Raw genomic sequence first — 21,133 nt, 5'->3', positions numbered from 1 at the left:
CAGGCTTAATGATGGCCACCGCCCAGTTGTTGTAAGACAATGGCGATCGTGCCCATAAGCACACCAAGCATGGCGAGGTCATAGCCGCGTCGACCCGGTGTTTTAGCGGCGTCAGGACCGAGATGAACAATCAATACATAGATCAACGCACCTGCTGCGATACCGAGCATTGCCGCAATCGGGAGTTGATTGGTTAAGCCGATCAGAAACAACGATACGATTGTCCCGCCGACAGTTGTCAGCGCTGAGGCAATGAGAGCCAAGAGAATGGCGCGGCTACGTTTTAGGCCCCCTTGTGCAAGAAGCGCATAAGCAATTACGCCTTCGGGGAATTCGTGAAATAGCAATCCGCCAGTCGCGATCCAGCCTGTAAACGCTTCTTCCTGAAAGGACGCCGCATAAATCGCGCCATCAAGAAATGAATGCGCGGCGAGCGCGATGATCGAGGCATAACCAAAGGTGAGGGCAGCACCCTCTGGGCCGTGGCGCACCGTGCTTTGCACCGCGATTCCGATCAGGACCATCGAAGCAAACCCAACAGCGACCCACAGTAAAGCTAATCCAGAAAGGCTGGCGGCTTCGGGGATGAGGTGAAACAAAACACCAACGGTCAAAAGGCCGACGGCGAATGACGAGGAATAAGCACTATTTCGCTTTGCCCAGTCGCCGAAAGACGCCATTGCAAAAATGCCAAATGTGCTCATGCCCGCAGCAATCAAGCTCGCGAGCAGGCCGTAAATATAATTCGTTTCCCCTATCAAACTCGCAGGGCCCCTTCCTGCCACTTAGTGCGCTACCCGGACACTAAATCGACCAAGGTACGGAGGATAGCAATAGAAATGTTATCATATAACTATATTTTGCGTTTGGGTGTGGCGAATATACCGGCAAGATTATGGTGAATTTACCGTGAAACCGAGCAATAGCGCCTTGCTCTGACTTGCGCGAACAGACTAATGTTCGGCCAACCTCGTAATGTATTAAAGTTTTGAAAAGAACTGAAATTGGCGAACGCATGAGCAATTGCGGTCATCATGACCATCACGTTTCATCCGACAAGGTAACCGGGCGGCTGCTCGCGGCCTTGGCTGTGATCGTGACTTTTATGATTGTCGAGGTTGTTGGCGGCATCATTTCGGGGTCTCTCGCATTGCTCGCGGATGCGGCCCATATGTTGACGGATGCGTTGGCGTTAGCACTTGCTATTGCGGCCCAGTTTTTTGCCGCGCGCCCTGCGGATAAACGTCTGCATTTTGGATATCGACGCGCACAAGTTCTGGCTGCGTTTGTAAATGGTCTTTTGCTTGCGGTCCTTTTGGTCTGGATCATCTTTGAGGCTGTTCAACGATTTATGGAGCCTGTGCAGGTCGCATCAGGTTTAATGCTTTGGGTGGCCGTTGGTGGACTCGTCGCAAACGTCATCGCATTTTTGATTCTTCACCGGCCAGGCGAACAGAACTTAAATATGCGCGGCGCGATTTTGCATGTCATGGGTGATATGCTTGGCTCGGTGGCCGCTATAATAGCGGCAATCGTTATTGGCATTTCCGGTTGGATGGCTATTGACCCGATCCTTTCAATTGCAGTTTCAGTTTTAATTGGAATTTCCGCATACCGGCTTGTGCGTGAAACAGGTTTCATTTTGCTCGAAGGTGCACCAGTCAATATTGATGTAACGGAGTTAGGTGAGGGCTTGGTAGATGCGTCACCAGAAATTATTGGTGTTCACCACGTTCAAATTTCTCAGATCACACCGGAACAACCACGATTGACTATGCATGTTTGTGTTGCAAATGCTGAGGCGAGTTCCTCGGCATTAGAAACCGCGAAGACCTATCTCGAATGCCGTTACGATATTCACGATTCAACGATCCAAATAGAGGTCGGAACGAGCTGTCCCGACTCGGTTGCAAAAGTTGAAGGTGCAAAACACTCAACAAAGCACGAAAGCCAGACGGATCATACGACCGGTCGCGGGTCAGGTAGCGCCGCTGCCTTTGCCACACCAGATAATTTTCATTTATAGTTCAGTCGTCGAAATATTTGCGTTCGGGGCTTGCCACGATTGCGCTCTTAATTTTGCAAGGGCGTAACCCGATTTTTTACCCTCCATCGTTGTCAACTTCGTCAATGCTGCGATCAACGCAATGACAACGAGATAGCCATCCCACATTTCCATCGAGGTAGAGGCTCCGCCGATACCAAAAACAACCATTGATATCTGGGCGTAATAGCCAAACCGCCCTTTCCATGGAGGAATGTTTTTGTCTTTTCTTTTTGCACTGATGCGCCAAGCCGAAAAGAATGCCGTAGCCAAGAGCGATAAATAGATAGCAAGGCCCATAAAGCCCGCACCGCCGAGCACCTCAAAGTAAATTGAATGAGCGGCTTTTGCCCGCTCAGCGCGTTCGGGGTCTACGGCTGCGGCGATCTCTTTTTCATATGAATTGCGTAGGCCCGCACCAGTTAGCGGATTTTGTTTGGCGAGTTTGTAGTTGATTACCCAGGCATCGACACGGCCCATAAACGATGCGTCCTCGGTAGCCTCGCCGATAGTCGCCATTCGGTCTGTCCATTTCGCTGGCATGAATGCGATGGTGGGTATCATCAACAGACACAGGCCCGCCAAAATCGACAATTTGTGTTTAGAGCGTAGCCAAAAGAAACCGCCGAAAACGACCAGCGATATAAACGCACCTCGCGATTGGGTGCCGATAATAGCAACCACAGACAGGGCGAAAAGCACGAGCAAACCTTGCCGGATAATCGGGCGGGCAGCTTCCTCTCGGAGATAAAAAATTAATGGCAAAATAGTCGCCACCGCTATGCCGAAATGATTGTTATCCTCAAGAACAGTATTGGTCAGTCCTTGTACGCGATATTGCCCCAGCGTTAGCACGGTGAAGGCGGCACCTTTGGCAGCAAGGAACCCGATCGAGACAACGGTTGTCCAAACCAATGCGTTAAACCGTAGTTTATCCGTGGTCATTTGTGCGCATAAAACAATGAACAACAGCGTTTTTATAAAGCGATCATAATAGGGGGCCGAGCTGACCGGATCGAGTGAGAACTGCTGTGAGACCGTTAGCCACCCTGCGAACAAGATGATGAGTGAAGTAATCGGGTCGAAACGGAATTTCGTAAACTCGCGAGAGACAATATAGGACGCAATCGTCACTCCCGCGATAATGACATTCAACGGAACGCCATAAACGCCGTAGGCGGCTTGGTGCGGGGTCATTAGGGTAAACCACGCCCATGTCAAAAGCCCGACAAACGGATGACGTATCGCTGCGCTTAGGCAAAGCGCAGTGAAGATCAATAGTATGATGTCGCGCATGACCTCGGTCGCCGGTTCATCGCGGGAAAATCCCGCCCAATAATAGTTTTATATACAAGGAACAGGCCGCATACATCGTTAACAACCGGATGAGCGACAACTTGGTTAACGTTGGGCCTCAAAAACCCCACGTGCGATGGCGCGCGCAAGGCAGTCACTGGCAGCGCTACCGATGCGCGTGATTTCATAATGTCGCGCCGCCGGAGAAGTATCTTCAAGCGAGATGTCTCCGGTCGCGATCGTAAATACCGTGTCGCCGTCAAATGGTGTGTGCGCTGGCCGTATTGCCCGGGCGATCCCATCATGCGCCATGATGGCTACGCGTTTCGCTTCAACATTTGAAAGGTCTGCGTTTGTGGCAATGATTGCAATGACGGTATTGGAATTTTCAGGTGTCGATTTATTCAATCGTGAATGCTCAGGAAATGGATCTGCATTGTCACGCTGTTTGGGTGGGGCATGTCCGCCAAATTCATTCTCGATTTCCCAAGGCCACGCATAAAATGTTTTGCCGTCGGGCATATAAACTGATCCCACAGGGTTAACGGCCACGAGCGCCCCCAGCGTCGTGCCGTTTTCAAGCGTGATAGATGAAGATCCGAGCCCGCCTTTTTTTGTACCCGCCATAGCACCGAAACCAGCGCCGCTATTCCCAAGATCGAAAGACACGCCAGCGTTATTCAGCGCTTGTGCGCCCAATTCGCGATAGGGTGGGTTTGCACCCCAATTTTTGTCGCCATCATTTGTAAGATCATGAAGGATCGCGGCCGGTACGATCGGGATGGCGGGGCCTTTCTCGCCCAAACGCAAGCCAATATTTTCATGCGACAACGCGCTAGCAACGCCATCGGCAGCAGCAAGCCCAAATACCGAACCACCAGACAGGACAATTGCATCACAGCGACCTATCAAGCTTTCGGACGAAAGCGCATCGGTCTCGCGCGTGCCGGGGCCACCGCCACGAATATCAACGGCAGTAATAAATGAACGAGCGCAACGCAAAACCGTAGCGCCGGTTTTTGCGCCTTCATCGACCGCGTTCCCAACCAGAATCGAAGAGACATCCGTGATAAGATTGAACGGCCCAGGCGTTGTGTTCTTTGACATTGACCGATCCTTTTGCCGAGTGTGCAGGTCTAGTTTATGGCCATTTTGCTTCTGGGGGCAGGGAGGAAAGAATTGAGTTTACATTGCCGCCAGTCTTTAAGCCAAACGTCGTTCCGCGATCATAAAGCAAATTGAATTCCGCATAACGCCCGCGTTGAATTAATTGTTTTTCGCGATCTTCGTCTGTCCACGGCTGGTCCATTCTGTTCTGAACAAGGGCCGGATAGGATTGAAGAAACGCTTTTCCGACATCTTTGGTAAAGGCAAAGTCAGCGTCCCAATTACCGCTATCATGCCGGTCAAAAAAAATTCCACCGACACCGCGTGGCTCATCGCGGTGCGGCAAATAGAAATAATCGTCGCACCATTTTTTGAACTTAGGAAAATAGTCTTTGTCGTGGGCGTCGCAAGCAGATTTCATCGCCCCGTGAAACGCTATCGTGTCCTCGTGGTCGTCAATGCGGTAATCGGGATGCATGGGATTTAAATCGCCACCGCCCCCGAACCAGCATTTCGTTGTGACAATCATACGTGTGTTCATGTGCGCTGCGGGTGCATGGGGGTTGCGCGGATGGGCAATTAGCGAAATTCCAGACGCCCAAAACCGTGGGTCATCGCTGGCACCAGGAATTTGTTTCCGAAATTCTTCGGAAAATTCGCCATATACTGTTGAGATATGAATGCCGGCTTTTTCGAACACACGGCCGTGCAGCATGCCCATAGTGCCGCCGCCTTGATCTTCGGTTCCATCACCGCGTAGCCACGGTGACTTTTCAAAGCGCCCCACAGGCATATCACTATAAAGGGACCCAGCTTGATCTTCGATCCGCTCAAAGGACTCGCATAGTTCATCCCTAAGGTGGGCAAACCACACAGAGGCCGCATTTTTTTTTGTCTCAATGGTCGTCACGTCTGATCCCATCCGATTTGCCGTCTGGCTTCCGCCAGCGCTATCGCTGCGGCAACGGCGACATTTAGCGAGCGTGTGCCCGGTGCCAAGGGTATAAATATGCGTGAATGGGCCGCATCATGCACCTCATCGGGCGCGCCAGCGCTTTCTCGCCCCATTAAAAGCACATCGTCCGGCTTGAATTTATAGTCCCAAATGCTCTCAGCAGCTTTGGTCGTCATGAGTATTAGGCGAGAATCACCCACGCTTTCTCGGAAACTAGTCCAGCCATTATGCGCCACAGGAGCCGTCACAGCCCCATAATCCATGGCTACGCGGCGAACCTCGCGCGAATCAAGCGGGAAGCCACATGGCTCGATAACATCGAGCCCGGCACCGAAACAGGCCGCAGTTCTTATGGCTGCGCCCACATTTTGGGGGATGTCGGGTTGATATAGGGCAAGTCTCATGATCCTGTTTTTACACAGATTTCATTCCTTGTCGCGACCACTCGCGACGCTAGGCCGCAGCGCGTTCGCGCCTAGACTTTGTACATAGGACATGCCAAACACCCCGGCGATTCTTCTTGTTTTTAAGGGCGTGACTTATCCTTGGTGAAGCGGGCCCAAAGGCGAATAGACAATGACGACATCTGACGAGACTGAAAGCGGCGAAACAACACGTCGCGATTTTATTCATATTTTCGGCGCAGCGACTGCTGCAGTCGGGGCGGGCGCGGTTTTATGGCCGCTGGTTCATCAAATGAACCCTGATGCTTCGGTTCTGGCGCTGTCCACGAAAGAGGTAGACCTTTCCGCTGTGCCCGTTGGCCAGGCGATCAAGGTAATGTGGCAGGGGAAACCAGTTTTCATCCGTCACCGTACGCCCGAAGAGATTTCTGAGGCAGAAGCCACGCCGATTGCAAACCTAAAAGATGCGATTGCGCGCAATGACAACGTATCTGCCAAGGACGAAGCGACTGATACTGCGCGGGTCACTGACTCACTCGGCGTTGCGCGTCCTGAATGGTTAGTATTGGTTGGGGTCTGTACGCACCTTGGCTGTATTCCGCTTGGTACGAGTGCTGGCGAAAATCGCGGCGATTATAATGGCTGGTTCTGTCCTTGCCATGGATCGCACTACGATGTTTCTGGCCGAATTCGTAAAGGCCCAGCGCCTGAAAACCTTATCGTGCCACCCTATCAATTTGTTTCCGACTCTGTCGTGAAGATCGGCTAGGAGAGCCAAAAAGCCCATGAGCCACGCTTCCACATACAAGCCCGGAACCGGGATCGAAAAATGGCTAGATAAGCGTTTGCCGCTTGTCCGCCTTGCACATGACAGCTTTGTCGATTTCCCAACTCCGAAGAACCTCAATTATTGGTGGACCTTTGGCGGAATTCTCGCTGTCTGCCTGATCATTCAGATTTTGACTGGCGTCATCCTTGCGATGCACTACACGCCGCATGTTGATATGGCGTTTGATAGCGTCGAACATATCATGCGTGACGTGAACTATGGCTGGTTGATGCGCTACGTGCATGCAAACGGCGCGTCGATGTTCTTCCTTGCGGTCTATATCCATATGTTCCGTGGACTTTACTACGGTTCATACAAGGAACCTCGTGAAGTTCTTTGGATGCTCGGCGTCGTTATCTATCTTCTTATGATGGCCACTGCATTCATGGGTTACGTACTTCCATGGGGACAGATGTCCTATTGGGGTGCGACGGTTATCTCGAACCTTTTCTCAGCAATTCCGGTTATCGGCGACGATATCCGCACATTGTTGTGGGGCGGCTTCTCGGTAGATAATCCAACACTGAATCGCTTCTTCTCGCTGCACTTCTTGCTGCCATTTGCGATCTTTGGTGTTGTTATTCTTCACGTCTGGGCATTGCATATTCCCGGAAACAACAACCCGACCGGTGTTGAGGTAAAAGACGTCAAGAAAGACACGCTGCCAATGCACCCTTATTATACGGTCAAAGATGGCTTCGCGATTGTTGTCTTCCTTGTGCTTTTTGCGGCGTTTGTCTTCTTTAATCCGAACGGCCTAGGTCACCCGGATAATTACATCGAAGCAAACCCACTTTCGACTCCAGCGTCGATTGTTCCTGAGTGGTATTACCTTCCGTTTTACGCGATCCTTCGTGCGATCACATTCGACATCGGCCCAATTTCGTCGAAACTTGGCGGCGTTATGGCAATGTTTGGGTCTATTTTGATCCTGTTTGTGTTGCCGTGGCTCGATACATCGAAGGTGCGTTCAATGCGTTACCGTCCGATCGCGCGGATGTGGTTTGTCATCTTTGTGATCGCATGTATCGCGCTTGGTTGGCTTGGCGGCAAACCAGCGGAAGGTGCCTATACGTTGTTCGCACAAATCGCGACAGCATATTACTTCGGTTTTTTCCTGATAATTCTGCCGTTGCTGGGTCTTCTGGAAACACCTAAACCACTGCCACGATCGATATCGGAAGCAGTCCTGCATAAATCATCTAAAGCCGAAACATCCGCCGCGCCGGGCGTTAAATCGGCTGCGGAATAGGGGACGAGGGATGAAATTGATCAACATCGCCCGCACACTTACCATTGCTTTGGCAGCTAGCGTAGCAGGTCAAACTGCTGCTTTAGCGGCTGGCGGCGCAGTGAAACATTACGAACATCAACATTGGCACTTTAACGGGCCGTTCGGTACATTTGATAAAGACGCGTTGCAGCGTGGTTATCAGGTTTACGAAACTGTTTGTTCTAACTGCCATGGTTTGGAACAGCTATCCTTCCGTAATCTCGGTCAGAAGGGTGGACCATTCTTTTTGGATGCTTGCCCAGCCGGTATCCCGGATACCGTCGATTGCTCGAATCCAAATGAAAACCCTGTCGTAAAAGCATTGGCAGCGAAATATAAGTATCAGGTCGTTGACGGACCGGACGATACTGGTGAAATGTTCAATCGCGCACCATTACCGTCTGACCATTTCCCTGGACCATACGCCAACGAACAAATCGCACGTATGGCGAACAACAACGCGATGCCGCCTGATCTTTCTTTGATCACGAAGGCCCGTCATGGCGGTCCTGATTACGTATACAGCCTGATCACGGGATATGAAGAGGTACCGTCAACTGTCGAAGTATCTCCAGGGCAGCATTACAATCCATATTTCCATGGTGATCTGTCACAGGCATTAAAACCTGAATATCTCGATGCGGAAGGCCATCCAGTTGAGGGCGTTCACGTACCGCTCGGTGGGGTTCTTGCAATGGCACCACCTCTCGCAGATGGCATCATCGAATATGGTGACGGTTCACCTCAGACGGTTGAGCAATATGCAAAAGATGTCACTGAGTTTCTCATGTGGGCAGCTGAGCCAAAGCTCGAAGCCCGCAAGAAACTTGGTGTAATGACGATCATCTATTTGTTGATACTTTCTGTCATTCTTTATTGGTCTTATCGAAAGATTTGGTCGAAGGTTGAACACTAATACCTGATTAGATCGAAACATTTAACGCCCCGGAATTTGTCCGGGGCGTTTTTTTATGCATATGCGGTAACGAGATTGCGTGTTGCCGTGAACTACATCCGGGGTAGTATTCTAGCACTGTGAATGATCGGAAATTAAACATGACTGACCAAAAACGCGTACTCGGATTTATCGGCGGATCAGGGGTGTATTCTGTTGATGCCCTCGAAGATCCAAAGAAAATCGTTGTTACGACGCCTTGGGGCGAACCGTCTGATGCGCTAGTGCGAGGAAAACTGGCAGGGGTCGAGGTCGTATTTCTGGCCCGGCACGGAAATGGCCACCGAATCCCGCCGAGTGATGTGAACTACCGCGCCAACATAGACGCGATGAAGCGTCTTGGGGTCACCGACATCGTTTCCATTTCATCCTGTGGTTCTTTCAGAGAAGATTTGGTGCCGGGAAGTTTTGTGATTGTCGATCAATTCGTTGACAGAACAACGATGCGCGAGAAGAGTTTTTTCGGCTCCGGATTTGTTGCGCATGTTTCGATGGCAGATCCTGTTTGCCCGGCGCTTGCCACAGCGTTGGTGGAGTCCTGTACAGCGTTAGATATTGATCATGCGACTGTAGGAACATATCTCGCTATTGACGGCCCACAATTTTCCTCTCGAGCGGAATCGCACATGTATCGGTCATGGGGCTGTGACGTAATCGGGATGACAAATATGCCCGAAGCAAAGCTCGCTCGTGAGGCGGAAATTCCGTATGCGACCCTTGCAATGGTCACTGACTATGATTGCTGGCGAGAAAACACAGGTCCAGTCGAAGTCGGTCACATACTTGAAACAATGACAAAAAATACCGCGAACGCAGCGCGCCTGGTTTCCGATTTAATCCCGCGGCTTGGTGCTATAAGAAAGCCTTCGCCTTTGGGCATAGAAACAGCTTTAGATATGGCAGTAATAACGCCCCCGAACGCGCGCGACCAATCAATGATCCGAAAGCTGAATGTGATTGCGGGAAGGTATCTCAACCGTTAGCGACGAGTTGTTCGGGCATAAATTGTGCGATGTGCTCAGCGATCGGATCCGCGGCAATTTTGATTATTTGTTCGCTCAGATCATCTTTGATGATGCTGACACAAAGTCCGTATACGGCACCCATATGTAGCTGCCAGTCGTTCAAATTCATTACGGCAATGCCACGATTTCCGCGACTATGGAAACGCAATGCCTGTGCTGTCCAGCGTGTTTCGCTAGCCGCTAGCCAAATCGTGTTGATGCCGCTTACGGCGGCTGGGTCTGACGTGACAAGTGTCAAAAGATGACGATGTGCGTTGTTACTATGAATAGTGCTAGTCGTTAACTGCACACGGGTTGGGGTTGCCGATTCCGCGCGAATGAAAGGGCTGCTTAAATTTTTTGATTTGTCACGAAGGTCGGCATCGTCAATTTTGGTTGTCGATACTTGATTTTCGCCCGTGGCCATCAATTTTAGTGATGCTGCATCTAGAGTTGCAGCGAATCCTTCGGGAAAAATACGAACGATCTCGCCGGAAATCACTGGCAGGCCACCGAGGCGCACGGCGACGGAGTCGCCTTTGGCAACTTCGCATTCGCTTCTTATTGCCAAGCTTCGTGTCGTAAAATTAAGGGTGCTAGAGATTTCTTCTGGACCACCATTGACCGAAAAACGTACTTCAAGCGCCGCATGAAAGCGGGGCGATTGCCGCAAATTTGTTTCCTGACCAGAGTTCATACACGCAAACTAAGCGATTTAGTTTAATCATGCGTAAAAACTGTGTGCCCCCAAATGATTATAGGGTTTACGGTTATTAATAAATTTAACGTGCAAATTAATGCCAAGTATTGCCCAAGCAGGCTTAAGTATTAAACCGGAAATGCATCACATCTCCGTCCTTTACGATGTACTCTTTGCCCTCGAGGCGCATTTTTCCAGCTTCTTTTGAAGGTTGTTCGCCGCCAAGAGTAACAAAATCAGAAAATGAGATCGTCTCGGCGCGAATAAACCCCTTTTCGAAATCAGTGTGGATAACGCCCGCAGCTTGCGGTGCTGTGGCTCCGCGTTTGACTGTCCAAGCGCGCGCTTCTTTTGGGCCAACGGTGAAATAGGTTTGTAGATCGAGGAGATCAAAACCAGTGCGGATCATCCGATTGAGGCCCGGCTCATCCAATCCGAGGGTTTCAAGATATTCAGCTTGTTCGTCATCGTCGAGTTGCGCAAGTTCAGACTCGATTTTCGCCGAAATGGTAACTGCGGCGGCTCCTTCGACCGAGGCCCGATCCGCGACGACTTTCGAATATGCGTTACCGTCGGCGGCGGCCTCTTCGTCAACATTTGCGACAAACAAAACTGGTTTTGCGGTTAGTAATTGCAATCCCGCCCAAGCTTTTTTCTCATCTTCGGCAATCTCTGCACTTCGTGCTGGGCGACCTTCGTTTAATTCCACAAGAGCCCGTTCAACCAGTACCAACGTCTCTTTTGCATCTTTGTCGCCGCCTCTGGCTTTTTTCTCAAGATTTGTGCGGCGCTTATCGAGGCTTTCCAAATCGGCCAGCATTAATTCTGTTTCGACCACTTCAAAATCAGCGATCGGATCAATTTTATTGGCAACATGGGTAATGTCGTCGTCGTCAAAACAGCGAAGAACATAGGCCACCGCATCAACTTCACGAATATTCGCGAGGAACTGGTTTCCCAAACCTTCGCCCTTTGATGCACCCTTTACCAAACCCGCAATATCGACAAATTGCATCCGCGCTGGCAAAATCTCCTTGGAAGACGCTATTTCTGCCAACTGTTTTAGACGGGGTTCAGGCACGGCAACGTCGCCAACATTCGGCTCAATCGTACAAAACGGATAGTTAGCGGCTTGCGCGGCAGCGGTCTTCGTCAATGCGTTGAACAATGTTGATTTTCCAACATTCGGTAGCCCAACAATTCCGCATTTAAAGCCCATGATGAGTTCTCTCTATTTCTTTCCGCCGAGTAATTTTTGAAATGCTGATGCAAACGCATTGGTTTCTGGCTTTGAGGTCTCTGATTTTGCCGCCTCAGTGGAAGGTTGCTCGGCAGCGCGCGATTTCGGCGCGGTATTTTGTTTGTTTAGTTTCGGGGCAGGTTTTGTGGGGGCCAGCTTTTGTGCAACAGCTGTTGCGAACCTATTGTTATCATTGCCTATCAGCATTGGGGCGGACGCAGCAATTGCGTTCAACATTTCAGGCAACCAGTCTTGGTCATTTTTGGAAAAATCACCAAGCACGTGACTCGTGACCTTCGCTTTATGGCCTGGATGGCCTATCCCAATTCGAATTCGGCGAAATTCATTGCCTATATGGGAATCGATTGAACGAATGCCATTGTGGCCCGCAGCACCACCACCGATTTTCATCCGCAATTTGCCGGGTGCCAGGTCTAATTCGTCGTAAAATACGATGATGTTTTCTGGCGGTATTTTATAAAATCGTGCGGCTTCACCAACGGAGCGACCTGATTCGTTCATATAGGTGAGGGGTTTGAGAATGAGGGCTTTGGTCCGGCCTGTGGGGCCATTCAAAATGCCTTCGCGGACCTCACCTTGGAATTTAGATTTCGATGTAGTGAAGCCGTGAGCTTCGGCGATTTCATCAACCGCCATGAAGCCCACATTATGCCGTTGACGGGCATGTTTTTCGCCAGGATTACCGAGGCCCACAAGAAGCAGCATCATGCGCTCCATAAATTACGGGGCTGCGAGAAATCAAAGAAGAGCGTAACCAACTACTCTTCTTTAGCTTCTTCCCCTTCGGCAACTTCTTCTGTTTCCTCTTCAGAAGAAGCATCATCCGATGAACGAAGTGCAGAAGGTGCGGCGATCGTCGCGATTGTGAAGTCGCGGTCCGTAATAACATGAGTAACGCCTTCAGGAAGTTTGATCGCTGATGCGTGAATGCTATCGCCAACTTCAAGGCCGGTTACGTCGATCTCGAAGATTTCAGGGATAGAAGTCGCAGGGGCATAAACCTCAACGGCGTGACGAACAACGTTCAAAACGCCACCTTTTTTCAGGCCGGGTGATTCTTCTTCGTTGATAAAGCGCACAGGAACGGCAACGTCGATGCGCGTTTTTTCGTTTACCCGCATCAAATCGACATGCATTGGCAACCCTTTGACGGGATGAATTTGAACTGCACGAGCGATCACTGGCTGTTGGCCGTCTTCACCAGGTACATCAATATTAGCGAGGTGAGAGATCAACCGGCCCGTTTTAAAGGCCTTGGTGATTTCATTGCTGCGCAAATTCACAGCAACCGGATCTTGATCACCGCCATAAAGAACGCCAGGGACCCAACCTTCGCGTCGCGCTGCGCGCGCGCCACCGGTGCCTGTTTTGTTGCGAGCTTCACAGTAAAAAACTTCGGTCGTTGCCATGATTGTTCGGCGTCCTTAGCGCAAAAACCACCGCTACGGAGAGCTCGTCGTAGCCCCCGCTGCGGTGCGGAAATCCATAATGAGGGCCGGTCTATAAATCAAAGCCCCCAAGACTGCAAGCGCAGAAAACCAGCTTTTGCACGGCTGTCGGGGTGTTTTTCTCTTTCTTTTCAATAGTCCATTTAAGGAGCCTTGCCGAGCTAGCTGCGGGGCATCAAACGGGGCGGATTCCTCGGTCAAAGGTGCGGAATTACAGGAGGGTGCATGGGAAAACCGCCTTTTTGCTTAGGCACTGCGTGATTCCTGCATGGATGCACAAGAATATATCAAAGAAGGCTGTCGTTAACCAAACGAAGCTATGCTGGGCGAAAGGGGAGCACAAAACTATATTTGGGACGGGCAATGAAGCTTCAAAAAGTGGCAGGAAACGACGGGGTTGGGCCGTCGGGTACTCGGCTTATGGTGTCAGCCTTGGCGGCAGGAACACTTACGGTCCTTTTTATCTTTGGGCTGTTTGCCTCGTACCATGATTTTTCCGAACATGATCTACGCCGTAAGGAACTGGAAAAATATCTGGAGACAGTTGGGTCAACAACAGCTTGGGGCGGCGGCAACTGGCTAACCCATCGGATAGAGCTGACTGAGAATATTACCAACTCGCTCGCGGAATCTTTTGACGGAGAAAATGCCGTCGAGATTGTGAGGAACCCAGTTTACGAACAGAGCTTTATTTGGACCTATTTCGGCGAAGTAGATGGCACCTACCATATTTGGCCAGCCGATGATGAATTGCCTGCAGATTATGATCCGCGCTCGCGGCCTTGGTATTCTGCGGCGCTTATGGCGAAAAAAGCGACGCTGACCGAGCCTTATTTCGATATAACTACTAAAGTTGAGACCATAACGGTTGCGTCACCGGTCTATCGCGACAAAAAACTGCTCGGCGTTGTGGGAGCTGACTTTTCAACTGCGACGCTATCTGAGGTGTTGGCCGAAACCAATCTAGGCGGGTTGGGCTTTGCTTTTTTAGTCTCGGGCGACGGAAAAATTCTTGCACATCCCGATCGTGACCTTGTTTCTAAAGACATCGCTTTTGCCTATCCAGGACAACGGCCGCAGGTTGATGATACGATTCAATATCTCGACACGATGAAAAAACCGCAAATTGTGAGTTTCTATCGTATTCCCAGCCTAGGTTCAGTGGATTGGTACCTTGGCCTTTCTATTGATAAACGAGCAGCCTTTCAAAGCTTACACGAGTTCCGCGCATCAGCAGTCGTGGCAACGCTTGTTGCGTGCCTTTTCATGATTATTGTTCTCGGTTTCGTGCTTCATCGCGTTCTGGTTCGTCCACTGATGAATGCTCGGGCCGCAGCAGATTCTGCCAATATAGCAAAGTCAGATTTTCTGGCGTCTATGAGCCATGAAATTAGAACTCCAATGAATGGCGTTCTCGGCATGGCTGAAATTCTTTCGTCCACCGATCTAGATCAGCGGCAACACGAGCTAGCGTCGATTATTATTTCTTCTGGTAATGCCTTAATGGCCGTTATCAACGATATCCTAGATTTCGCTAAACTCGAAGCCGGGAAACTAAAACTTTCGCCGCGACCGTTTAATTTACGCCAGACTGTTTATGATGTCACAACGATGATGCAGGCTCGCGCACATGAACAGGATATCGAGCTTATTGTTCGGTATGCGCCAGGTATTCCAGAGGGCGTTATCGCTGATGACTCGCGGCTACGCCAAGTACTTGGGAACCTTATTGGCAATGCGGTAAAATTTACAGAACACGGTTATGTTTTGGTTGAAGTTGCCGGCGAACAAAACGGCCCACATATCGACCTTACATTCAATGTTAAAGACACCGGCGTTGGCATCGCCGAAGATCAAATACCGCGCATGTTTGAAAAATTCGAACAAGCGGATGGATCCCATACGCGTAAATTTGGCGGCACTGGACTTGGTCTAGCGATCTGTCGTGATATCGTTGAATTGATGGGCGGCGAGATTGGCGCAGAAAGTGAAATTGGTGTTGGCTCTCGGTTCTGGCTTAAATTGAAATTCCCAGTTGATGAGAGCATTCGCTCGTTGCCTGTTGTTAAGCAAGACACTTTTGATGGCGTGCGAATCTTGGGCGTTGACGATAATTCTGTAAACCGACGGATTTTGAAGGAATTTCTTGATGGCTGGGGATTTCGGTCAACAATTGTTGGCGACCCGATGCGGGCTATGGCTGAACTAGAAAAATCCAATATCGAAAATGATCAGTATCATGCGCTGGTTCTTGATTTTCAAATGCCTGGCGAGAATGGGGTTTCGCTCGCAAAACGGATTCAATCCGATCCAAAATTTGCGAGTATTCCGACTATTATTCTGACTTCGATTGATGAGGCTGTGACCAGCACAACAGATCACGGCGTTAGAATTGATAGCTTGTTGTCGAAACCAATACGCCCATCGCGTTTGATGGACGCAATCGCCGCTATCCTTTCTGATAGTGCGCCGAGATTGCTCCGCCGTTCTGCACAAATTCGGCAAGAGGGGATTGCTAGAGAAAAGGGAATAGTTCCGTCTCAACGCAAAACTGTTTTGGTGGCAGAAGATAACGCGGTCAATCAACTAGTGATTAAACGTTTCATCGACGAAGCGGAGTACAATATTATTATTGCGGAAAACGGTGAAGAGGCGATAAGCCAATACAAAGAACACTCACCATCTATTGTGTTTATGGATCTTTCCATGCCAGTGATGGATGGTATCGCTGCTTCAACAAAAATCCGCGAGTATGAAACGCAAAACGGTATGGAAGCCGTACCGATTATTGCCGCAACCGCACACGTCCTAGATGACGATAGAAACCGGTGTCGGGCTGCAGGTATGGATGACTTTCTTAGCAAACCCATGAAAAAGAACGCAGTGGATGATGTTCTTGAGCGTTGGCTTACAAACGATTTGACCAGAGACACTGCGTAAATCAATACACAAAAACCCATATTATTTCGGCATGTGACATTGACAACGTGTTTTTCGGCTGTATCACCGTATTAACACAGAGCAACACTCCTTTCGTCGTTTCAAGGGGAGAGTGATCAGAGAAGTTCAATGCGCGGGCCGGTCAAAAAATCAGACACAAATACCCGTGCGCGGGACCAAAAAGCGCTATTTGATGCGCTTTCAAAGCTTGAGAGCGGAAAGGAAACTGCCCGTTTTCTTCGTGATCTTGCGACACCCGCTGAACTAGAGGCATTTGCCGAGCGTTGGCGCATCGCGCGGATGCTTGACGAAGGGCGTTATTCATACCGAGAAATTTCTGCGGCGACTGGCGCATCAACGACAACAGTCGGGCGCGTTGCGCGATTCCTCCGCGATGAGGCCCACCAAGGTTATCGATTAGTTCTTGATCGAAATAAAAACACAAGTGGAGAGTAAAATGAGCGACGAACGATTACGCCTTGCTATACAAAAATCGGGTCGTCTGTCCGACGGGTCTTTTGAGTTATTAAAAAGCTGTGGTCTGACTATTTCCAGAGGGCGCGATAAGCTTTATGGGCGCGTTCAGGAAATGCCCATCGACGTTATGTTGCTTCGCGATGATGACATTCCTGCCTTTGTGGCTGATAATGCTTGCGATATTGGCATTGTTGGACAGAACGTTTTCGAAGAAGAATTATTGAGCGGAATTCATGACACGCCGGCCAATGAAGTCATGGAATTGGGCTTCGCACGTTGCCGGTTGATGTTGGCAGCCCCCAAGGAATGGTCATTCGATGGCGCAACGATGCTTGCTGGCAAGCGGATTGCCACCTCATATCCGGCGCTTACAAAGGCGTGGCTAGAGGCTGAATCTGTAGATTCAAAAGTGGTTATGATGAAAGGCTCGGTCGAAGTCGCACCAAGGCTTAAGATTGCTGATGCGGTTTGCGATATTGTTTCAACGGGTGCGACCCTTGATGCAAACGGATTAAAGCCCGTGGCGACCGTGTTTGAGTCCCAAGCCATTTTAATTCGCAATGCACTAAAATTCTCACCCGAGAAACAGGCCATCTTTGATGCGTTGCTAAAGCGGATTAATGGTGTGTTGCGTTCGCGCGATGCAAAATACATCATGATGAACGCACCGCGCAGTGCCGTTGCAGCCATCACAGAGTTTCTTCCCGGTGCTGATGCACCAACCGTCTTAGAACTGGCTGGGAACCCCGAAAAGGTAGCTATTCATGCAGTGTGCGGGGAAAGCGTATTTTGGGATACGCTAGAAGAGCTTAAAAAACTGGGTGCGAGTGCGATTTTGGTCCTTCCAATCGAAAAAATGATGCCCTGAAAAGCCGACGCATTTCATCAACATTGATGCGCAAAAAGTGCATGCGGAAATTCATCCGTGTGCACTTTTTGCGTATGGCGTTGCGTTTTCGCGTGTGGCGGGGAACGAATGTCGTCTAATTGACTCTAGAATGTCATAGATTTGATAAGCAACAACGCTATTGAACGATTGTTGCGTAACCAACCGTACCCTGATCAATATTCAAGCCATGATCCTGGCGGCATATACGCCAGATCGTGCCCCTTATCCGGGAGGAAAGGATTTTCAATGCCATACGATCAACCATCCCTTCGTAATTTAAGCCGTCGCGACGTTATGAAGACCGGTGCCGCCCTTGCCAGTACCGCGTTAATTACGACGCCGCTACGCGGACTTGCTGCATTTCAAGCTGCGGTACCATCTTACGCTTCGCCAGTCGCTAGTCCCTATGGCCCGATCACACCTAAAGCGGATTTGGCCACTGGGTTAAATCTTTTGCAATTACCTGAGGGGTTTTCTTATCGGTCAATGGGGTGGTCAGGTGAATTGATGAACAACGGCCAGCCAACGCCGCCACGACATGACGGGATGGCCGTTGTCGAAGAGCGTGGCCCGCTTACGATGCTTATTCGAAACCATGAAAACGGCGTTGTAAATGACCTTAATGGAAATCCGCTTGGCCTAATTGATGCGCGGGCTGTTTATGACGAAGCGGTAAGTGCCGATTTAGGAGCGCCAAAAGGTGTGTCCGGAGGGACGACCACATTGGTTTTGCGTAACGGTGAATATTATAAAACAATTCCATCTCTGGGCGGCACCCTGACGAACTGCGCTGGTGGTGTCACGCCATGGGGGACGTGGTTGAGTTGTGAGGAAACGACAACAGATCTCACACAGCTAGGCGGCAAAAAACACGGCTATGTTTTTGAAGTCACATGGAATGGTAATAAACGGTCAGCAGAACCCATTGTTGAAATGGGCCGTTTTGCCCACGAGGCCGTCGCAATCAATCCAATGTCAGGTACAGTTTATTTAACAGAAGATCGCCGGAATATGGCTGGCTTCTATAAATATGTTCCTGACTTCCCACAGTTCCGTTTCGGTGCCTTGGTCAAAGGCGGATCACTCTATGCTGCGAAAGTTGTGGGCGAAGAGAATATCGACATTAATGCGCCCGTTATCGGAGATAGCTATCACCTAGAATGGGTCAGGATCGAAGAACCTGATGCCGATCCAGGTGAATATTCGGATCAAATCGTTTCAGGCGAAGCAAGCGGCCCGTTTCTTCAAGCACGCGGGAAAGGCGCTTTACGGATGAGCCGCGGCGAGGGGTGTTGGTATTCCGCCAAGGATGGATTGATTTATTTCGTTGATACGGGCGCCGGTTATGATAGCCAAGGTCGTTCTGGACGTGGCGACGGTGCTGTATGGGCGCTTGATCCCAATCGCGATGTAATCACTTGTATTTATATTTCTTCCAATCCATCGGCGGGTAATAACGCCGATAATATTACGGTCAGCCCAAGGGGCGGCATCGTCTTGTGCGAAGATGGCGGCGGTGTCGAAGATGACTTTGGCTTTGGTGAACGTCTATTAGGCCTAACACCAGCCGGCGCACCATTCATCTTTGCCAAGAACAATATTCAGTTGGAAAGTTCGGATATCGCCAAATCCGGACTGCCCACCTCATTTATTTCGGAGGGTGATTACCGGAACAAAGAATGGTGCGGTGCCTGCTTCAACTCTTCCGGCGATACGCTTTTCGTAAACGTCCAAACCCCGGGCGTAACCTTTGCCATCTATGGCCCATGGGGCGTAGGTCCGATCTAGGCTTGTTGAGTAATTGCCTTCGGGCCTCGTCTCGGTGCCCGCCGTTTATATGTCACTAGCGGCGGGCACTACTCATTTTCGGTCATTAAAAATCACATCAATGAATGTAGAAGGTGGGCGGAGGAAAATTAGGCGTAAGCTCTAAATATCTATCCTCGCGTCTTTGCGTGACTTCATCTTTCACCTCATCGCCGCTATTTGGTTTCGCTCAATAACTAATGTTACTATGCGAAAAACATAAATAGGGGGTACGAGGGGATGAGGCTGGTCTTAATTTTTGTTTTTTGGGGAATTGCAACTGGACTGCTGGCCAGCACGCCTAAGCTATTGGTCAATGAGTTCGTGGACGTAGAAATGGCAGCTTCCGGAGCGCCGGGGCTGGCTTATACCATTTTTGAAAACGGAGAAATCTACTCAGAGGCTCGGGGCGAGATTCTTGTCGGAAGTGGTCGAAAAGTCACCACCGAAACACCCTTTCTCTTAGGGTCTATTTCCAAGAGCTTCACAGCGATGGCTGTTATGCAGTTGGTGGAGGCTGGTAAAGTCGAGTTAGATGCGGAGATATCCCAATATCTTGAAGTGTTTTCTACTCCCGCCGTTCGCGGCATTACGATCCGGCAACTCCTAAGTCATACGAGCGGATATTCGACCTTCCAAGGAAACATTCCCCATAAGGATAAAAGCAAGAGTAAAGATGAGCACTTAAGCCAAATTCAACAGATTGCAAAATGGACCCCGGCCTATACGCCCGGTTCTAAGTGGGAATATTCTAATGCAAACTATGTTATTCTTGGATTTCTCATCGAAGCGCTTAGTGGTCAGGACTACGCAAATTACATTAAAGCTAATATTTTAGAACCGATTGGCATGGAGCATAGCTTCGTCGGCGATCAAAAGAGCCATGACATGATCGCGGTAGGTCATCGGCCATGGTTTGGCACAAAGCGCCCGTATAAAACGATTGAAACAGAACGGGATGGCGGCATAGCAAGCGCTGGAGGCATCATCGCTAGCGCGAGCGATATGGGCCTTTACTTAGCCATTATGTTGAATGATCAAGATGATATTATCAGTGCAGAAAGTAAATCAATGATGATGCGTCCGGCTAGTGACGCATCGCCATATTATGGCTTTGGCTGGTCTATTGATACTGAAGATGACGCGGTGTTTCACACAGGTATCAGTCCCGGCGTTGAAACGCTCGCAATTTTAGTACCCGCTGAACAAAAGGGTGCAGTTGTCCTTGTTAATGCGGGCAGTGGGATGGGCTTTGGAGAAACCACCAATCTCCGGTTTGGGACCAGTGCTAAGGCTTTAGGTCTCGATTACATAGGCAATAGCGGGCAGTGGGGCCGAAAGATATTGTTTCTAAGTTTCGTTGCGCTACCCATTTTTTTCGTGATTGCTATGATCAATTTAGGGCTTAATCGAACTGGATTATATGCAAAATCCGGCCCGTTCGGAGCGTTTAGCTTGTGGTTTCCGCTGCTCATGACCATCGGGCTTGCTTGGACCTGCCTTTACCTTATTCCGCAACTCTTTGGTGTTTCTATCGGAGGGTTGATCGTTTTCCTACCGGATATGGCAATGGCTATGGTTGCCACCGCGATGACTGGTGTCGCGTGGGCGCTATTACGCCTTGGCTTGTTCTATGGCGGTAGACCGTCCGCTGGCTAAATTTGGATCAAACCTCGGCATGACAACATTGAGGGAGTTTTTAACTTGTGCTGCCGGCCGGCGGAAAATCAGAACTGGTCAGTGTG

Annotated in this window: 19 protein-coding genes; 10 read left to right on the top strand and 9 right to left on the bottom strand. The window is 49.9% G+C overall.

The genetic code is table 11. The features are described from left to right. Nucleotides 1–5 precede the first annotated feature (5 nt). Nucleotides 6–761 carry a ZIP family metal transporter gene (locus ABFZ84_RS11770; RefSeq protein WP_369314210.1) on the bottom strand — a complete coding sequence of 252 codons (756 nt, stop codon included), beginning with the start codon at nt 759–761 and terminating at the stop codon, nt 6–8. A 254-nt stretch (nt 762–1,015) separates the two neighbouring features. Between ABFZ84_RS11770 and ABFZ84_RS11765 the strand changes: the two genes are divergently transcribed. Further along, nucleotides 1,016–2,026, top strand: a complete 1,011-nt coding sequence (locus ABFZ84_RS11765; protein WP_369314209.1) for a cation diffusion facilitator family transporter — start codon at nt 1,016–1,018, stop codon at nt 2,024–2,026. Here ABFZ84_RS11765 and ABFZ84_RS11760 read toward each other — a convergent pair. The 4 genes from ABFZ84_RS11760 to ABFZ84_RS11745 all read right to left on the bottom strand — a co-directional run bounded on the left by ABFZ84_RS11760 (nt 2,021) and on the right by ABFZ84_RS11745 (nt 5,806). Then, the gene (locus ABFZ84_RS11760) at nt 2,021–3,340 is read right to left on the bottom strand and encodes a putative O-glycosylation ligase, exosortase A system-associated (protein WP_369314208.1); all 1,320 of its coding nucleotides are present in this window, start codon (nt 3,338–3,340) and stop codon (nt 2,021–2,023) included. The genes ABFZ84_RS11765 and ABFZ84_RS11760 overlap by 6 nt on opposite strands. 105 nt (nt 3,341–3,445) lie before the next feature. Continuing rightward, on the bottom strand, nt 3,446–4,447 hold the full coding sequence (locus ABFZ84_RS11755) for a P1 family peptidase (protein ID WP_369314207.1): 1,002 nt from the start codon (nt 4,445–4,447) through the stop codon (nt 3,446–3,448). A 34-nt stretch (nt 4,448–4,481) separates the two neighbouring features. Further along, nucleotides 4,482–5,369 (bottom strand): oxygen-dependent coproporphyrinogen oxidase, encoded by an 888-nt coding sequence (hemF, locus tag ABFZ84_RS11750; RefSeq protein WP_369314206.1) that lies wholly within the window; start codon nt 5,367–5,369, stop codon nt 4,482–4,484. Then, a complete protein-coding gene (locus ABFZ84_RS11745; protein ID WP_369314205.1) occupies nt 5,354–5,806 on the bottom strand; it encodes a tRNA (cytidine(34)-2'-O)-methyltransferase in 453 nt (150 codons plus the stop codon). The genes hemF and ABFZ84_RS11745 overlap by 16 nt, the downstream gene beginning before the upstream one ends. A 172-nt stretch (nt 5,807–5,978) precedes the next feature. Between ABFZ84_RS11745 and petA the strand changes: the two genes are divergently transcribed. The 4 genes from petA (at nt 5,979) to ABFZ84_RS11725 (ending at nt 9,846) form a co-directional block, all read left to right on the top strand. Continuing rightward, nucleotides 5,979–6,575 carry a ubiquinol-cytochrome c reductase iron-sulfur subunit gene (gene petA, locus ABFZ84_RS11740; protein WP_369314204.1) on the top strand — a complete coding sequence of 199 codons (597 nt, stop codon included), beginning with the start codon at nt 5,979–5,981 and terminating at the stop codon, nt 6,573–6,575. Nucleotides 6,576–6,591: 16 nt separating this feature from the next. Continuing rightward, the gene (locus tag ABFZ84_RS11735; protein ID WP_369314203.1) at nt 6,592–7,887 is read left to right on the top strand and encodes a cytochrome b; all 1,296 of its coding nucleotides are present in this window, start codon (nt 6,592–6,594) and stop codon (nt 7,885–7,887) included. Nucleotides 7,888–7,897: 10 nt separating this feature from the next. Further along, entirely contained in the window at nt 7,898–8,824 is a 927-nt protein-coding gene (locus tag ABFZ84_RS11730; protein WP_369314202.1) for a cytochrome c1, read from the top strand. Between the two features lie 140 nt (nt 8,825–8,964). After that, nucleotides 8,965–9,846 carry an S-methyl-5'-thioadenosine phosphorylase gene (locus tag ABFZ84_RS11725; RefSeq protein ID WP_369314201.1) on the top strand — a complete coding sequence of 294 codons (882 nt, stop codon included), beginning with the start codon at nt 8,965–8,967 and terminating at the stop codon, nt 9,844–9,846. On the opposite strand, the gene ABFZ84_RS11720 is transcribed toward ABFZ84_RS11725, so the two are convergent. From ABFZ84_RS11720 to ABFZ84_RS11705, 4 genes are all read right to left on the bottom strand, one after another. Continuing rightward, entirely contained in the window at nt 9,836–10,540 is a 705-nt protein-coding gene (locus ABFZ84_RS11720; RefSeq protein WP_369314200.1) for a hypothetical protein, read from the bottom strand. The two genes, ABFZ84_RS11725 and ABFZ84_RS11720, sit on opposite strands and share 11 nt — an antisense overlap. Before the next feature lie 148 nt (nt 10,541–10,688). After that, nucleotides 10,689–11,786 (bottom strand): redox-regulated ATPase YchF, encoded by a 1,098-nt coding sequence (gene ychF / locus ABFZ84_RS11715; protein ID WP_369314199.1) that lies wholly within the window; start codon nt 11,784–11,786, stop codon nt 10,689–10,691. Nucleotides 11,787–11,798: 12 nt separating this feature from the next. Then, nucleotides 11,799–12,533: an aminoacyl-tRNA hydrolase gene (gene pth / locus ABFZ84_RS11710; RefSeq protein ID WP_407067110.1), complete on the bottom strand. Its 735-nt coding sequence runs from the start codon at nt 12,531–12,533 to the stop codon at nt 11,799–11,801. A 53-nt stretch (nt 12,534–12,586) separates the two neighbouring features. Continuing rightward, on the bottom strand, nt 12,587–13,237 hold the full coding sequence (locus ABFZ84_RS11705; RefSeq protein WP_369314197.1) for a 50S ribosomal protein L25/general stress protein Ctc: 651 nt from the start codon (nt 13,235–13,237) through the stop codon (nt 12,587–12,589). Between the two features lie 402 nt (nt 13,238–13,639). On the opposite strand from ABFZ84_RS11705, the gene ABFZ84_RS11700 reads away from it, so the two are divergent. From ABFZ84_RS11700 to ABFZ84_RS11680, 5 genes are all read left to right on the top strand, one after another. Further along, nucleotides 13,640–16,216, top strand: a complete 2,577-nt coding sequence (locus tag ABFZ84_RS11700; protein ID WP_369314196.1) for a hybrid sensor histidine kinase/response regulator — start codon at nt 13,640–13,642, stop codon at nt 16,214–16,216. Between the two features lie 129 nt (nt 16,217–16,345). Beyond that, nucleotides 16,346–16,672 carry a YerC/YecD family TrpR-related protein gene (locus ABFZ84_RS11695; protein ID WP_369314195.1) on the top strand — a complete coding sequence of 109 codons (327 nt, stop codon included), beginning with the start codon at nt 16,346–16,348 and terminating at the stop codon, nt 16,670–16,672. 1 nt (nt 16,673) lies between these two features. Beyond that, entirely contained in the window at nt 16,674–17,561 is an 888-nt protein-coding gene (gene hisG / locus ABFZ84_RS11690) for an ATP phosphoribosyltransferase (protein ID WP_369314194.1), read from the top strand. Between the two features lie 267 nt (nt 17,562–17,828). Further along, nucleotides 17,829–19,370: an alkaline phosphatase PhoX gene (locus tag ABFZ84_RS11685; RefSeq protein WP_369314193.1), complete on the top strand. Its 1,542-nt coding sequence runs from the start codon at nt 17,829–17,831 to the stop codon at nt 19,368–19,370. Nucleotides 19,371–19,628: 258 nt separating this feature from the next. Further along, nucleotides 19,629–21,047 carry a serine hydrolase domain-containing protein gene (locus tag ABFZ84_RS11680; RefSeq protein ID WP_369314192.1) on the top strand — a complete coding sequence of 473 codons (1,419 nt, stop codon included), beginning with the start codon at nt 19,629–19,631 and terminating at the stop codon, nt 21,045–21,047. The last annotated feature ends 86 nt before the right edge of the window (nt 21,048–21,133 follow it).

Source organism: Hyphococcus lacteus, from assembly GCF_041058985.1.
GTDB lineage: Bacteria > Pseudomonadota > Alphaproteobacteria > Caulobacterales > Parvularculaceae > Hyphococcus > Hyphococcus lacteus.
Note: the sequence above shows the minus strand (reverse complement) of the source record. Positions and strands in the feature narration are given on the sequence as shown.

Bases quoted from the DNA above. Each gene is read 5' to 3' on its own strand.
- ABFZ84_RS11765 (WP_369314209.1), top strand. From the start codon at position 1,016: ATGAGCAATTGCGGTCATCATGACCATCACGTTTCATCCGACAAGGTA.
- ABFZ84_RS11760 (WP_369314208.1), bottom strand. From the start codon at position 3,340: ATGCGCGACATCATACTATTGATCTTCACTGCGCTTTGCCTAAGCGCA.
- ABFZ84_RS11755 (WP_369314207.1), bottom strand. From the start codon at position 4,447: ATGTCAAAGAACACAACGCCTGGGCCGTTCAATCTTATCACGGATGTC.
- hemF (WP_369314206.1), bottom strand. From the start codon at position 5,369: ATGGGATCAGACGTGACGACCATTGAGACAAAAAAAAATGCGGCCTCT.
- ABFZ84_RS11745 (WP_369314205.1), bottom strand. From the start codon at position 5,806: ATGAGACTTGCCCTATATCAACCCGACATCCCCCAAAATGTGGGCGCA.
- petA (WP_369314204.1), top strand. From the start codon at position 5,979: ATGACGACATCTGACGAGACTGAAAGCGGCGAAACAACACGTCGCGAT.
- ABFZ84_RS11735 (WP_369314203.1), top strand. From the start codon at position 6,592: ATGAGCCACGCTTCCACATACAAGCCCGGAACCGGGATCGAAAAATGG.
- ABFZ84_RS11730 (WP_369314202.1), top strand. From the start codon at position 7,898: ATGAAATTGATCAACATCGCCCGCACACTTACCATTGCTTTGGCAGCT.
- ABFZ84_RS11725 (WP_369314201.1), top strand. From the start codon at position 8,965: ATGACTGACCAAAAACGCGTACTCGGATTTATCGGCGGATCAGGGGTG.
- ychF (WP_369314199.1), bottom strand. From the start codon at position 11,786: ATGGGCTTTAAATGCGGAATTGTTGGGCTACCGAATGTTGGAAAATCA.
- pth (WP_407067110.1), bottom strand. From the start codon at position 12,533: ATGCTGCTTCTTGTGGGCCTCGGTAATCCTGGCGAAAAACATGCCCGT.
- ABFZ84_RS11705 (WP_369314197.1), bottom strand. From the start codon at position 13,237: ATGGCAACGACCGAAGTTTTTTACTGTGAAGCTCGCAACAAAACAGGC.
- ABFZ84_RS11700 (WP_369314196.1), top strand. From the start codon at position 13,640: ATGAAGCTTCAAAAAGTGGCAGGAAACGACGGGGTTGGGCCGTCGGGT.
- ABFZ84_RS11695 (WP_369314195.1), top strand. From the start codon at position 16,346: ATGCGCGGGCCGGTCAAAAAATCAGACACAAATACCCGTGCGCGGGAC.
- hisG (WP_369314194.1), top strand. From the start codon at position 16,674: ATGAGCGACGAACGATTACGCCTTGCTATACAAAAATCGGGTCGTCTG.
- ABFZ84_RS11685 (WP_369314193.1), top strand. From the start codon at position 17,829: ATGCCATACGATCAACCATCCCTTCGTAATTTAAGCCGTCGCGACGTT.
- ABFZ84_RS11680 (WP_369314192.1), top strand. From the start codon at position 19,629: ATGAGGCTGGTCTTAATTTTTGTTTTTTGGGGAATTGCAACTGGACTG.